The 12869-nt window shown below is 32.2% G+C and carries 13 protein-coding genes and 1 riboswitch; of the genes, 4 read left to right on the top strand and 9 right to left on the bottom strand.

Features of this window, described 5'->3' with window-relative positions:
* Positions 1-152: 152 nt before the first annotated feature.
* On the bottom strand, positions 153-1472 hold the full coding sequence (gene lysA, locus COI44_RS21155) for a diaminopimelate decarboxylase (protein WP_098429676.1): 1320 nt from the start codon (positions 1470-1472) through the stop codon (positions 153-155).
* Between the two features lie 135 nt (positions 1473-1607).
* A riboswitch (Lysine riboswitch) is annotated at positions 1608-1781 on the bottom strand.
* A gap of 306 nt (positions 1782-2087) precedes the next feature.
* On the opposite strand from lysA, the gene COI44_RS21150 reads away from it, so the two are divergent.
* Positions 2088-3026: a cation diffusion facilitator family transporter gene (locus COI44_RS21150; RefSeq protein WP_098429675.1), complete on the top strand. Its 939-nt coding sequence runs from the start codon at positions 2088-2090 to the stop codon at positions 3024-3026.
* A gap of 70 nt (positions 3027-3096) precedes the next feature.
* Here the strand turns inward: COI44_RS21150 and COI44_RS21145 are convergent, their stop codons facing one another.
* The 3 genes from COI44_RS21145 to COI44_RS21135 all read right to left on the bottom strand — a co-directional run bounded on the left by COI44_RS21145 (position 3097) and on the right by COI44_RS21135 (position 5010).
* Positions 3097-3753 carry a VC0807 family protein gene (locus COI44_RS21145; protein WP_098429674.1) on the bottom strand — a complete coding sequence of 219 codons (657 nt, stop codon included), beginning with the start codon at positions 3751-3753 and terminating at the stop codon, positions 3097-3099.
* Positions 3754-3981: 228 nt separating this feature from the next.
* Entirely contained in the window at positions 3982-4449 is a 468-nt protein-coding gene (locus COI44_RS21140) for a DinB family protein (protein WP_098429673.1), read from the bottom strand.
* Between the two features lie 174 nt (positions 4450-4623).
* Complete coding sequence (locus COI44_RS21135; protein WP_098429672.1) at positions 4624-5010, bottom strand: DoxX family protein; 387 nt, start codon at positions 5008-5010, stop codon at positions 4624-4626.
* A gap of 175 nt (positions 5011-5185) precedes the next feature.
* On the opposite strand from COI44_RS21135, the gene COI44_RS21130 reads away from it, so the two are divergent.
* Both COI44_RS21130 and COI44_RS21125 read left to right on the top strand, forming a co-directional pair.
* Complete coding sequence (locus COI44_RS21130) at positions 5186-5830, top strand: TVP38/TMEM64 family protein (RefSeq protein WP_098429671.1); 645 nt, start codon at positions 5186-5188, stop codon at positions 5828-5830.
* 113 nt (positions 5831-5943) lie between these two features.
* Positions 5944-6252 carry a magnetosome magnetite crystal formation protein family gene (locus COI44_RS21125; protein WP_098429670.1) on the top strand — a complete coding sequence of 103 codons (309 nt, stop codon included), beginning with the start codon at positions 5944-5946 and terminating at the stop codon, positions 6250-6252.
* 120 nt (positions 6253-6372) lie between these two features.
* Here COI44_RS21125 and COI44_RS21120 read toward each other — a convergent pair whose 3' ends face one another.
* The 3 genes from COI44_RS21120 to COI44_RS21110 form a co-directional block, all read right to left on the bottom strand.
* Positions 6373-7257 (bottom strand): TVP38/TMEM64 family protein, encoded by an 885-nt coding sequence (locus COI44_RS21120; RefSeq protein ID WP_286164027.1) that lies wholly within the window; start codon positions 7255-7257, stop codon positions 6373-6375.
* A 303-nt stretch (positions 7258-7560) separates the two neighbouring features.
* Positions 7561-8391, bottom strand: coding sequence for an aldo/keto reductase (locus COI44_RS21115; RefSeq protein ID WP_098429669.1), 831 nt, complete (start codon positions 8389-8391; stop codon positions 7561-7563).
* Positions 8392-8429: 38 nt separating this feature from the next.
* Complete coding sequence (locus tag COI44_RS21110) at positions 8430-9632, bottom strand: MFS transporter (RefSeq protein ID WP_098429668.1); 1203 nt, start codon at positions 9630-9632, stop codon at positions 8430-8432.
* A gap of 408 nt (positions 9633-10040) precedes the next feature.
* Between COI44_RS21110 and COI44_RS21105 the strand changes: the two genes are divergently transcribed.
* A complete protein-coding gene (locus tag COI44_RS21105; protein WP_097978515.1) occupies positions 10041-10406 on the top strand; it encodes a winged helix-turn-helix transcriptional regulator in 366 nt (121 codons plus the stop codon).
* Positions 10407-10452: 46 nt separating this feature from the next.
* Here COI44_RS21105 and COI44_RS21100 read toward each other — a convergent pair whose 3' ends face one another.
* Complete coding sequence (locus COI44_RS21100; protein WP_098429667.1) at positions 10453-11124, bottom strand: DUF4352 domain-containing protein; 672 nt, start codon at positions 11122-11124, stop codon at positions 10453-10455.
* A gap of 50 nt (positions 11125-11174) precedes the next feature.
* The gene (locus COI44_RS21095; protein ID WP_098429666.1) at positions 11175-12539 is read right to left on the bottom strand and encodes an alkaline phosphatase; all 1365 of its coding nucleotides are present in this window, start codon (positions 12537-12539) and stop codon (positions 11175-11177) included.
* Positions 12540-12869: the final 330 nt, after the last annotated feature.

Here is a 12869-nt window from a genome sequence, read left to right as displayed (position 1 = left end):
AGAGTCGCAATTGTTACAATATTGTAATATAAATGATAAATATGTCTTTATATGTCGATAAATTATCATCTTTTATTAAAGGAAACGAAATAAAACACTTCTATATAATATAGAAGTGTTGGTATCTGAGACAATTTACACAAGATTGTTAATTATCTAGTAGAGTTTTCGATGTAAACTCTGTCATTTCTAACTAAATCCTCATATGTTTCTCGACGAACTACTTCTCTTGAAACACCATCTTTAACAAATACTACTGCTGGGCGACGAATACGGTTGTAATTATTAGCCATTGAATAGCCATATGCACCAGTGCAAGATACAGCTAATAAATCATTGTTTTGTACAACAGGTAAGTTACAATCCCAAATTAGCATATCTCCACTTTCACAGCATTTACCAGCAATCGATACAACTTCTTTATTCTCATCATTTGCTCGATTTGCAAGCATCGCTTCGTATTTTGATCCGTATAGAGCAGGACGAATATTATCAGTCATTCCCCCGTCAACAGATACATATTTACGAATTGAAGGAAGCGTTTTTGTTGAACCAATCGTATAAAGTGTTGTTCCAGCTTCACCAACAATACTGCGTCCAGGCTCTAACCATAATTCTGGTAATTTGTAGTCTAGCTCTTCACATTGTTGTTTTATAATAGTAGTAATTTTTTCTATATGTTTAGCAACAGCTAACGGCTCATCTTCTGAAGTATAGCGAATACCGAAGCCTCCACCTACATTTAATATATCAGCTGTAAAACCTAAATCGTTTTTAAGTCCATTTAAAAAGCTCATTAATACATTGATTGCATGAACAAATCCATCTGGTTCGAAAATTTGAGATCCTATATGTGAATGTACCCCTAATAATTTTAGGTTAGTTGAATTTAAAGAAACTTCCACTGCTTCATTAGCCTGACCAGACATAATATCGAATCCGAATTTAGAGTCTTCTTGGCCCGTCATTACATATTCATGTGTATGTGCTTCTACACCTGGCGTAACACGTAATAAGATTAATACTTCTTCATTACGTTGCTCAGCTAAGGCCTGTAATACTTCTAGCTCAAAGAAATTATCGACTACAAAACAACCGATTTTTGCATTTAAAGCTTCTTCAATTTCTTCAATTGTTTTGTTGTTACCATGAAAGTGAATTTTCTCAGCTGGATAACCTGCTTGCAAAGCTGTATATAACTCTCCACCAGAAACAACATCTAGACATAGACCTTCTCTTTCTATTAAGCGGGCTTGTTCAACACATAGAAACGCTTTACTCGCGTAAGCAACCTGATATTTCATTCCCGTTTCTCTTAAAGCTTCATGGAATTCCCTACATTTTGATTCAATTAATGTTTCGTCATAAATGTATAGAGGGGTACCGTATTTTTTTACTAAATCTACAGTATCACAACCTCCGATTTCTAAATGTCCTTCATTATTAATTCGACTATTACCATGTAAATACATTCGTATTCTCCCTTCAAATCAAATGTAAGATCATTCTAAGAAGCTTCCTTCGATGTATTAGTGTATTAAAAAAGACACATGAAGGATATGTTCATGTGCCTATCGCTTTTTAAAAAAGGACTTAGCCAATCACATCTCTTCAATAGCTCTTCACAAACACATGTGACAGTACTACATTTATTAAATGTAGTCCCAGAAATAAAATGTGTGGCAATTTATTTCTTCGGCATAGGATCCTTTCTCATTTTGTCATAAAACCCACAGTTCTCTAAAATGATACTCATATACAATGCAACCTCTACGAATAGACTGTTATTTTTTATATTAGTCTATGTATAACACAGTCTAAAAATAGATGTCAAACCATTTTTAAATTATTTGTCGATTTATATTCAATCACACACACAGCTTTTGCTTTCCAAAAATAGTATTTATAATATAGAATATGTTTTATGCGAGAGAAAAGGTGATTCAAAAATGAAAAAACATTTCAATAAATATAAATTAAATCTAAAAAAAACAAACCACTAACAAATTGTTAGTGGTTTTTCTTTTTTGTTGCCTTATTACAAAACTCTTAACTTAAGTAGAAAAAATTGGACAGGGGTGAATAGATTGCGTTCAAGCAAAATAGCAGTACTTTCAATATGTAGTAACACATTCATTGTTTTATTAAAATTAATTGTCGGGATTTTTACTGGTTCAGTAGCAATTATCTCTGAAGCAATTCATTCTTTATTGGATTTAGTTGCTTCGGTCATTGCATTTTTCTCTGTAAGGATTTCAAACAGACCGCCCGATAAGGAACATCCTTATGGTCATGGTAAGTTTGAAAATATTTCAGGTACGGTCGAAACAATCTTAATATTTGTAGCTGGTATCTGGATCATTATTGAATCTGTTGAAAAGCTACTTCATCCTACCCCAATTAAAATGCCAATTATCGGTGTAGTCGTCATGTTAATTGGAGCTTTAATCAATTGGAGAGTAGGAAAAATCGTTCAAAAAGTAGGAAATGATACTCATTCTGTTGCAATGCAATCAAATGCTTTACACTTATTAACAGACGTTTATTCATCACTCGGAGTTGCAGTAAGTTTAATTTTAGTAAGCCTCACTGGTTGGGTATTTCTCGATGCATTGATCGGAATTGGAATCGCAATTTATATCATGAAAGAATCAATCGAACTCGGGCATAAGTCGTTTACCCCCCTACTTGATACTGGGCTTTCTACAGATGAATTAAAACAAATCGAAAATGTATTATATTCTTTTAAATCCCAATTTATCGAATACCATGACTTACGCACGAGACGTTCGGGTGCCGAGGAGCATATAGATTTCCATTTAGTATTACCATCACACATGAGCATTGAAGAAGCCCATTTACTATGTGATAAAATAGAAGACGAAATAAAAAAGGTTTTAGTAGATCCTAAAATATTAATTCATGTCGAACCAGAAAATGAAAGAATACAAAAACTTGATATTTTAAATGCAAGATCAAGAGAAGAGCAGGAATTGCAAGGAGTAGGAAATTCATTTAAGGGATAAATGGACATCAGTAAAAAACCCCACAAGAATTTTATAACTTGTGGGGTTCATTCTAATTAAAGGACTTTTACTAAATAATGATTTCATCGGAAGGTTGCTCTGGGTCGTCCCCTTTTAATTTTTGAGCTCTCATCGTAACCATTGCATAGCCGATTGCCATAATTATGCCAAAAACATACCCACCAACTGTAAAGATAATTGTACGTGAGTAATATGCTTTTAATCCATACGTATCAACCATCCACCATTGTGCAACAGCAAATACGATATCTTTAATAATCCATGCAACAAACAAGTACTGAAACACTTTAAATAGTGATGGATGTTTATATAATTTTTTACTTTCTTCACGATCTTGCCCCTGTATTGCAGCAATATCAATCATAAAATAATATGGTAATGGCTTTTTCAAAGCCATTAAAATTAAAAATACTACTACAACCCCAAAATGATAATACACATTGTACAAAATTAAGTTTTTCGCAGAACCTAATGCCATTAAATCAACGGCAGTACTAACAGTTAATGTTGAGATAATAAAAATACCAGTAACATTAAACTGTTTCGTATACCAAAAACGAAATAAAGTATATAAGATTCCTGGAACTGTCGGTAAGAGCATCGCCCAATAGTCACTAAAATAGTGTTGTAAAACTTTATATAAAACAAGCGGAAATACTAAATACAAAATTAGATCGTAAATAATTAAATTACTTTCTTTCTTCATTTATATAACCTCGTTTTTTTAGGCCATTTTCGTCATAATCTTTGCTAGTAAATATTATTATTAATGTTACTAAAAAACAAAAATCAATTAGAAAGAGCCATATTTTATTTTGAATTACCACAATTTTCAAACTATCAAATTGACAAATTGTTAAACATGATTATAACAAAAAAACCTAAGAGCATAAACTCCTAGATTTAGTGTGTGGAAAAAAGTTAAAAAATAACTCTATTGGCCAAGTGATCTTTTTAAACCATTTATTAATCCGGCATGAAGCCCTTCATGAAAAATGTTAAAGCTAATCATGTCTCGAATTGTCTTTATTTCAAAACTACCTAGTTTCATCTCTTTTGAAATGATTTCATCTAAACGCCCTTCATATGTCGAAATAACTTGTTCAACTTGCTGTTCTAGTAAAGTAACAATTTCCTCATATGATGGTGGCTCCGCTTGCCAATCACCTGGTTTAGTCCCACCCTTGAAAAAATCAATGAATTCCTTTGAAAGTTTCCCAGCATTACCAGTGTTAGCATAAAGTAATTGCTCATATGCCCCTAGCACATGACCTGCATTCCAAAGAATATTATTATTAAACCCTGCCGGTATTACATCTACAGCTTCTTTTGAAACAGAACCAAGAACTTTCAATGTATAAAACCTTGTAAACCTAAGTTGTTCAAAAATAGCATCTGCCATCTTGATCCCTCCATATAGTGTTATTACGAATATTATCGTATCACGAATGAAGGATATTTTTCATAAAAAAGATGTCATATCGCTAGACTTAGATAAGCGTTTGAACGAAAATTCAGAAACAAAAAAGGAGCCTCAAAACACGAGACTCCCTCCAGCCTTAATCCTATCAATCCTTTAAAATAAAACCATTGATCCTGGACCAGTGAGCAATAACCCTACTGCAGCTGCAATAATTAATAGATTAAACTCAAATCCGTTCGAACTATTCCAGAATCCGTTCTTTATATGAACCTTTATTACCGCTACTGCCATCACTACTATTATCAACCATGCGCCTATTTCTGTATATACACCAGCCGCTACAAAGAATCCACCTACGATTTCTGCCGCTCCTGTTATAAAAGCAAAAAATGCTCCAGGTTTGATTCCAATCGACTCTAACCATTGTCCAGTTCCTTTAATACCGTAACCACCAAACCAACCAAATACTTTCTGCACCCCATGACCTAATAAAATAATACCTAAAACAAGTCTAATGACTAATAGGCCTTCATCAAGCATATCTTCACCTCAACTCTCTTTAATTTGAGATATTTAGTGCATAATTATTTTTATTCATTTTTTGACATGTTTATGACCTTTATTATTAATTTTTAAAAATGAATCAGTTTTCTTGTATTTGAGGAATAGAATACTATAACAGAAGATTTTCTAACTTAAAAGGAGAGCATAAATCATGAAAAAAGTCGTTCCACTAACCGTAATCGGCTTTTGGATTTTAATGCTACTACTCGCTATTCGATATCATTTATTTCACTTATCATTGCAAGATATAAAACATTTTATTGCTAATTCTTCCATCAATCCGATGCTATTATTTGTCGCTATTTTCTGTGCAAGAATCTTTCTATTCATTCCTAGCTCTGTATTAATTGTAGTAGGAAGCTTGTTTTTTCACCCGTTTGAAACCATTCTCTTATCATTAATCGGAATGGCCATCACAGAAACAATTATTTACTTATTAAGTAGAAGTATTTTAAGTGATTCGATTCAGCAATTCATGGAGAATAAATATCCTTCTCTATATGAAGAGATTATTTCGAACCGAAAGAGATACTTATTCTTAACAGTTGCAACTCCACTAGCTCCAACAGATGGTGCATGCTTTATCGCAGCCTCCACTAATATGAAATACTTTTCCTATATTGCAATTGTGTTTGCTGGTAATATTCCGATTGCAGTTCTTTATACCTTATACGGAAATTTCTTGCTTGGCTCGCCATGGATTACAATCTGTATTACTGCTACAATCTTAGTTGGATTTTTCATTTACATTTCTTTAAAAAAGAGACAAAAAAAGGATACGCATTTCTCAGCCTAAACTTTTTTAAATTATGTATTTTAAAAAATTGTTAATAAATTAATCGGTTTTTATATATAAATTAAACTATACTAAGATTAATTAAAACTTTTTTAAGAAACCGAGGTAAAAAGATGGAAACAAATAAGATTTTGTCCTCATTATGTTATTTTAGCGTATTCTTCGCACCTTTTTTATTCCCTATAATTGTTTATTTCGTTGCAAAGGATCAACAACTAAAATCGCATTCTAAACGAGCATTTTTTTCACATATACTCCCATTTCTAACAATTATTATTTTAGCGATTATTTCCCTTTTCACTTTTAATACTTTTGGTGACGGTGCAGGTTTTGCTCTTATAGGTGGATTTGTATTAGCATTGATTGTTAATTTAATTGTCTTTATATGGAATATTGTTCAAGGTATTAAAGTATTGATGTAAATTCGTCATTTTTTCTACATTATTTCTCAGGAAATTTTCAATTTCGACAAACGAAAGTTTAAACTTTCATAATAAGTAAAAAGGCAATGTAATGTTTAAGCATTACATTGCCTTTTTTTATTATTCACTTTGTGTTGCATAAGCTTCTTTTGAATTAGTTCGTTTAATTGATTTCTTAATCATAATTGATAAAGAAAAGATGCAGGCAATTAAAATGGAGCTAGTTAAAGCTATTTGCGATGTTGTTAAAGATAAAAATTTAGCCAAATAGACAGAGTATGAAAGTAGAGATGATGTAATTAATTTTGAAATCGAAGCAATTAATAGAAACTTTTTGAAAGATACTTTACTAATTCCTGCCCCGACACAAATTATTTCATCTGGTAAAATCGGAATGATAAACATTAAAGTTAAAATAATTGTTTCATTTTTTTTGACATACTCCTGATATTTTTTTAACTGTCTTTCTTTAACAAACTTTGAAACTAATTTAAGTCCGCCTATTCTTGCTACAAAATACATTATGACAATACCTAAAGTTGAACCTAAAAATCCAATTAACGCTCCTGAAAACGATCCAATTACAGCACTACCCGCAGGTATAGTAAGTGCTTCTGGTAAAGGTAAAAAAATCGGTTGAAATAAACAGATTAAGAAAAATAATAATTTTGCAGTTGAAATATGATTGGTTAATATTCGCTCAACTCCGTACTTATCTACGAATACTAGAAATTGACTAGCATAAAACAGAATTCCAACTACTGATATACAAAGTAGTAAACTAATTAGCGCTATTTTTGTAAACTTTAAAAAATTTTTATGATTCGATACAACTAGATAGAAATCTAGTAGCAGAATTCCCATGATTGCAAAAATAAATGATATTTTATAAATCGTTACGACAGTAGGTAAACTAGTGACTAATATTAAGATCGATATTGTAGCTAATACGATGTGTAACGTAAGTTCTTTCATCGTATTAATCTGTTTATTCTCTTTCTTCAAAGTAATCAACTCCTCTACTACAGCTTGACCGTTCTCCAATATTTATCGCTACTATATTTATAGTAACGAAACGATATATAATTTGAAACGAACTTAAGTATTAAACTTACTAAGTCTTAAGTCTTACGGTGAGGAAGTTTTTGTAAATGAAATTGTTATATTCGAATATTCGACTCTTAATTCAAAATGCCTCTATGATTAAATCGAAATTATTAGGTTTTTTGTTTGATGACAAACGCACCAATTGATATTAAATAAAAACGACTGTCAAAGATTTGACAGTCGTTTACTTTTATTTTTAAATTAAAAATCAAAATTGTCAGGGTCTGGACCAACACGGTGATTTTGGTTCAGAGAGTTGATTTGGTTCATTTCTTCTTCTGTTAGTTCGAAATCGAAAATATTTGCGTTTTCTTGAATGCGGTGTTCTTTGATTGATTTTGGTATGATCACTACACCATTTTGTAAATGCCAACGTAAAACAACTTGAGCAATTGATTTATTATGCTTGTTTGCTATTTGTAATAATGTTTCGTTTTCAAACAGCTGTCCTTGCATTAATGGTGCCCATGCTTCTACTTGAATTGAATTTTCTTTTAAAAATTCTCTTAGTTCAACTTGACTTAACATAGGGTGTAACTCAACTTGATTGATCATAGGCATTATTTCAGCATTAGCCATTACTTGTTTCAAATGATGAATTTGGAAGTTACTCATTCCAATTGCTTTTACTTTACCAGTTTTGTATAGTGTTTCAAGTGCTTTCCATGATTCAACATATTTACCTTCTACTGGCCAGTGGATTAAATATAGATCTAAATAATCCAGACCTAGTTTCTTCAAACTTAATTCGAAAGCATCGATAGTTGATTGGTAGCCTAAATCAGCATTCCATACCTTTGATGTAATAAATAAGTCTTCACGTTTAAGACCATTTTCTTCAAGAGCTTCTCTAATTCCTTGCCCTACACCTTCTTCGTTTTGATAAATCGCTGCAGTATCGATACTACGGTATCCATTTCGTATTGCAGCTTTTACAGATTCAATTACGACTTGTCCGTCTTCTACTTGGAAAACTCCTAACCCAATTACCGGCATTTCTAAACCATTATTTAATTTAACTAAATTATTCATTTTTATTTCTCCTTTTTTTATATAATATTTTTTAAAATTTACTTTTTCTTTTCTAAAGAAGCACTCCAGATGCTTAACAGAACTGCTCCTAATACCATGATTCCACCAATCCACGGTGTATGGATCAAGCCGATTGTATCTACGACTAAACCGCCAATAAATGCTCCAATTGCAATACCTACGTTGAAAGCTGCTATATTTAGCGCTGATGCAATATCTACAGCAGATGGAACATACTTCTCAGCTAATTTCACAACATAAATTTGTAGACCAGGTACATTCATAAAAGCTAGTAAGCCTAAGAAGAAAATCGTTACAATCCCTACTATTTTAAACGGTGCCGTAAAAGATAGAATGATGAGAACAATTGCTTGAACAGCAAACATCCAAGTTAGTGCTTTTAAAGGATTTTTATTTGCCGCTTTTCCACCAATCGTATTACCAAGTGCTACTGCAATTCCATAGACAAGTAAGATAATACTTACAGAGTTTGGAGCAAAGCCGGTAATTTTTTCAAGGATTGGTGACAAGTATGTGAATGCTACAAACGTACCTCCATATCCTAATGCTGTAATAGCAAAAGCCAAAAGTAATGGTCCATTTTTTAAGACTTTCAGGTTATCACTTAATTTTGAAGCTGGCGGTTGTTTAATTGATTTCGGGACTAATATTGCAATTGCAATGATTGCAATAACACCTAATAATGCTACAGCTCCAAATGTTGATCTCCATCCAAAATGCTGGCCAATAAATGTGCCTACTGGAACACCTGTTACAGTCGCAACAGTCAAGCCTGTAAACATAAATGCAATCGCACTTGCACGTTTGTTTTCAGGAACTACATCCGCTGCAATTGTTGAACCGATTGAAAAGAACACCCCATGAGAAAATGAAGTTATAATTCGCGCAACTAACAATAGGCCAAAACTTGTCGAAAAGGCAGCAACACTATTACCTACTATAAAAATAATCATTAAAAGCATTAATAACGATTTTCGACCAATCTTATTTGTTAATGCTGTTAAAATGGGTGCTCCAAAAGCAACTCCCATAGCATATCCAGAAATTAATAATCCTGCTAAGGTAATTGAAATTTTCAAATCACCAGCAAGAGTTGATAATAAACCAACGGGAACAAATTCAGTTGTTCCGATACCAAATGCACTAATGGCAAGAGCCATTAACGCAGGTGTGCCACTTTTTTTCTCTTGTATTTTAATCGAAGCAGCTGTCGAACTCATATAACTCCTCCTTGTGTTATAGTTATAGTTATTTTTATTATTAGTTTGAATACAAAGAGAAATGGCGCCTGAATAAAGTCTCTTCGTCATTCAAAACATAAATGAAATGAAATAGTTAAAGATTAACGTCCTCATCTATACACTTACTTTTTATAAATGTTTGCTAATCAATTTACTATTGTCATTATGCGCGATAGGATTGATTAAAAGAAGTATGTACTTTGAAGTGATATAGTTACTTTTTAGTAACATTTAAGCGAATAAAGGTTTAAAACAGAGAAAAATTTACAAAAAAGTTTTTTGCCGAACTAGAAACTACACAGTTTGCAAAGAGAATGTTATGATATTTGAATCATTAAAAATATGTTTCGTAGGTTTTGATAAAAATGAATGAAGGAGAGGAGAAAAATGAAAAAATACAATATTCCAGTTGAAGCTTCATTAGATGTAATCGGTGGTAAATGGAAGGTTGTGATTCTTTGTCATTTGACAAAAGGCACAAAAAGAACTTCTCAATTAAAAAAATTAATGCCAAACATTACTCAAAAAATGTTAACTCAGCAGCTAAAGGAATTGCAGGAAGACAATATCGTTCACCGAAAAGTATTTAATCAGGTTCCGCCAAAAGTGGAATATTCCTTAACGGATTACGGATGGTCTTTAAAAGAAGTATTAGACTTACTATGCTCTTGGGGAGAAAATCACATTGAACATATGTATCCTGACAAAAGTGAAGTACTTCTGCCACCAGTTGAAGATGAAGTAACTCTATAAATAAAAAACTCCTTTTTCTTTTATGAAAGGAGTTTTTTTCTGCAATCTAATTAAAATTCACTTTTATTTTTTGTGCTTTCGCAATTACTTTATGTTGATCATCTAATACATCACTAGTTGTCAGCTCAATCCATTTCAAGCTAGGATTAGTATGATCGACTATAAATCCCATTGCGCCTTGTTTTGAACTATTAGGATTCATTTCCCCACCTAAATATTCAATATAAAAGTCATCTTTAAATTCCTTTACTTCATTATTACTTGTCATCAAATGGGCAACTGGACCAAAGTGTAATTGTTTATTCGAGTGATTAATGATTTCTACCTCAACCTTTACGAATCGAAAGCCTTCATAGCTTTCTGTATAATAATGAAAATAATCCATTAAAGAATACGTTGGTAAATTTTTAATCAGCTTAATCTGTTTAATTTTCATTTCGATTGGCCCAACTGAGTAAGACTTATTTAATGTAGCAATGCCCTCTAAAGTAACTTCACCTTTCTCATCTTTCAGTGTTTGACCTTTAAGAAGTAAACTAGTATCATCTGTAACCTGTGGATTTGTCACATATACATCGCCTAAAGACTTAGCCCGGCTTTTAGAGATTGTAGAGACATTTTTTATATTCTCTGCTGAAGCAGTTGTTTTCTCCTTCTGAACTAAGCTACATCCTGAAAGCATTAAAGAAAGTAAAATAAATGGAATTAATTTTTTCATATAATCCCCTTTCATCCTTAAATCCCGTTTAACGGGATCTGTTTTTTTACTTATTTACCATTCTTTAAAATTCTAAAGATGTTTTTTGCTTGGTCAGTATTATCAATTTTCCCTGCAAATAATTGGCTGCCAGGGCCATACGCATAAACATTTACGTCTTCACCTGTATGACCACCAGTAGTCCAACCAGTTACTGAACGGTTATCAAAAATTGCTTCGATTGAATTATCAATCTCTAACATATTTTTTGACTCAGCTACTTTTTTAACAGCTTGAATTTCTTCAGGCTTCAATTCTAAGTTAATATTCGATTTTAATGTTTTTTCTACATCTGCGCCTTTACTAATTTGTTCAGCCATGAAATCAGGAGTGCGTTTAGCTGCAGCAATCGGTGCACCGTACCAATTGTAATCACCTTTTGCCCCAATAGAATAGCCACCTGTTGAGTGGTCTGCTGTTGCAACAACTAATGTATGCTTGTCCTTTTTAGCAAATGCAATTGCAGCTTTAAACGCTTTTTCAAAGTCTTCCATTTCACTCATTGCTGCAACGATATCGTTATCGTGTCCGGCCCAATCAATTTGACTACCTTCTACCATTAAAAAGAATCCATCTTTATCTCTGTTTAATTTATCAATTGCTGTATTTGTCATTTCGCTTAATGATGGCATTGAATCATCACGATCGATCATCTTTGGCATTCCACCAGGAGCAAATAAACCTAATACTTTATTGTTTTTATCATTCAACATTTGGTTTTTATTCGTTACATAAGAGTATCCATCTTTTTTAAATTGCTTAGTTAAATCACGATCTTCTCGTACAAAATTACTTAATCCGCCACCAAGCATGACATCTATTTTATGTCCACCTTTAATTAGTTCATCATAATAATCATCCGCAATTGCATTCATATTTTTACGACTTACATCATGAGCTCCATAAGACGCTGGTGTAGCATGTGTAATTTCTGAAGTTGCTACAAGCCCTGTTGCTTTTCCTTTTTCCTTTGCAGCCTCTAGTACTGTTTTTACTCTTGACCCATCATTATCTACACCAATTGCTGCGTTATAAGTTTTAATCCCCGCTGACATAGCTGTTGCCGCTGCAGCAGAGTCAGTAATATTTTGCATTGGATCCTCAGGATATGTCATTTGTTGCCCTACTAAATAATGATCAAATTCTGTTTGTTCTACTACATTTGTTTTTGGATTATCTTTTAAATAACGATAAGCAGTCGTGTATGAAACACCCATTCCATCGCCAATTAAAAAGATTACATTTCTAATTTCATTCTTGTTTGTTCCCTTAGCTTGTACGGTATGATTAGCAAAAGAGCCAATAAACGAACCAAATGCCATTGTTGAAAGCACTGCCACTGGAATTAACTTTTTCTTAAGTTTGTTTCTGAACATAAAAAAAACCCCCTAAAAAATTAAAATCTCATTATATTTCACCTCTTAATTTTAATGAAATTTTATTAATTTACTTTGGAGGTTCTGTAAATAGAGTATTAAGAATTGTTTTTAATATATTAATTTCTTAAATTAAAACCAAACACTACTTTCTTAAGATTAAAAATATAAACTGACTAGTTACATATTCTTCACAAATACATCACATTTTTGAACTAAAATGTCTAATTGAATAGAGTGGTTCATTTAACTAAAATAATAATATTTTATAATTACAAGTTTTTACATTATATTAAATTAAACACAAATTTTTACATAAGAAGGAGATTT

The sequence above is a fragment of the Bacillus sp. AFS088145 genome (assembly GCF_002564465.1).
GTDB lineage: Bacteria > Bacillota > Bacilli > Bacillales > Bacillaceae_G > Gottfriedia.
This window is presented reverse-complemented; position numbering and strand designations above follow the sequence as displayed.

Excerpts from the sequence above, each read along its gene's own strand:
- lysA (WP_098429676.1), bottom strand. The coding sequence starts at position 1,472 with ATGTATTTACATGGTAATAGTCGAATTAATAATGAAGGACATTTAGAA.
- COI44_RS21145 (WP_098429674.1), bottom strand. The coding sequence starts at position 3,753 with ATGAAGAAAGAAAGTAATTTAATTATTTACGATCTAATTTTGTATTTA.
- COI44_RS21140 (WP_098429673.1), bottom strand. The coding sequence starts at position 4,449 with ATGGCAGATGCTATTTTTGAACAACTTAGGTTTACAAGGTTTTATACA.
- COI44_RS21135 (WP_098429672.1), bottom strand. The coding sequence starts at position 5,010 with ATGCTTGATGAAGGCCTATTAGTCATTAGACTTGTTTTAGGTATTATT.
- COI44_RS21130 (WP_098429671.1), top strand. The coding sequence starts at position 5,186 with ATGAAAAAAGTCGTTCCACTAACCGTAATCGGCTTTTGGATTTTAATG.
- COI44_RS21125 (WP_098429670.1), top strand. The coding sequence starts at position 5,944 with ATGGAAACAAATAAGATTTTGTCCTCATTATGTTATTTTAGCGTATTC.
- COI44_RS21115 (WP_098429669.1), bottom strand. The coding sequence starts at position 8,391 with ATGAATAATTTAGTTAAATTAAATAATGGTTTAGAAATGCCGGTAATT.
- COI44_RS21110 (WP_098429668.1), bottom strand. The coding sequence starts at position 9,632 with ATGAGTTCGACAGCTGCTTCGATTAAAATACAAGAGAAAAAAAGTGGC.
- COI44_RS21105 (WP_097978515.1), top strand. The coding sequence starts at position 10,041 with ATGAAAAAATACAATATTCCAGTTGAAGCTTCATTAGATGTAATCGGT.
- COI44_RS21100 (WP_098429667.1), bottom strand. The coding sequence starts at position 11,124 with ATGAAAAAATTAATTCCATTTATTTTACTTTCTTTAATGCTTTCAGGA.
- COI44_RS21095 (WP_098429666.1), bottom strand. The coding sequence starts at position 12,539 with ATGTTCAGAAACAAACTTAAGAAAAAGTTAATTCCAGTGGCAGTGCTT.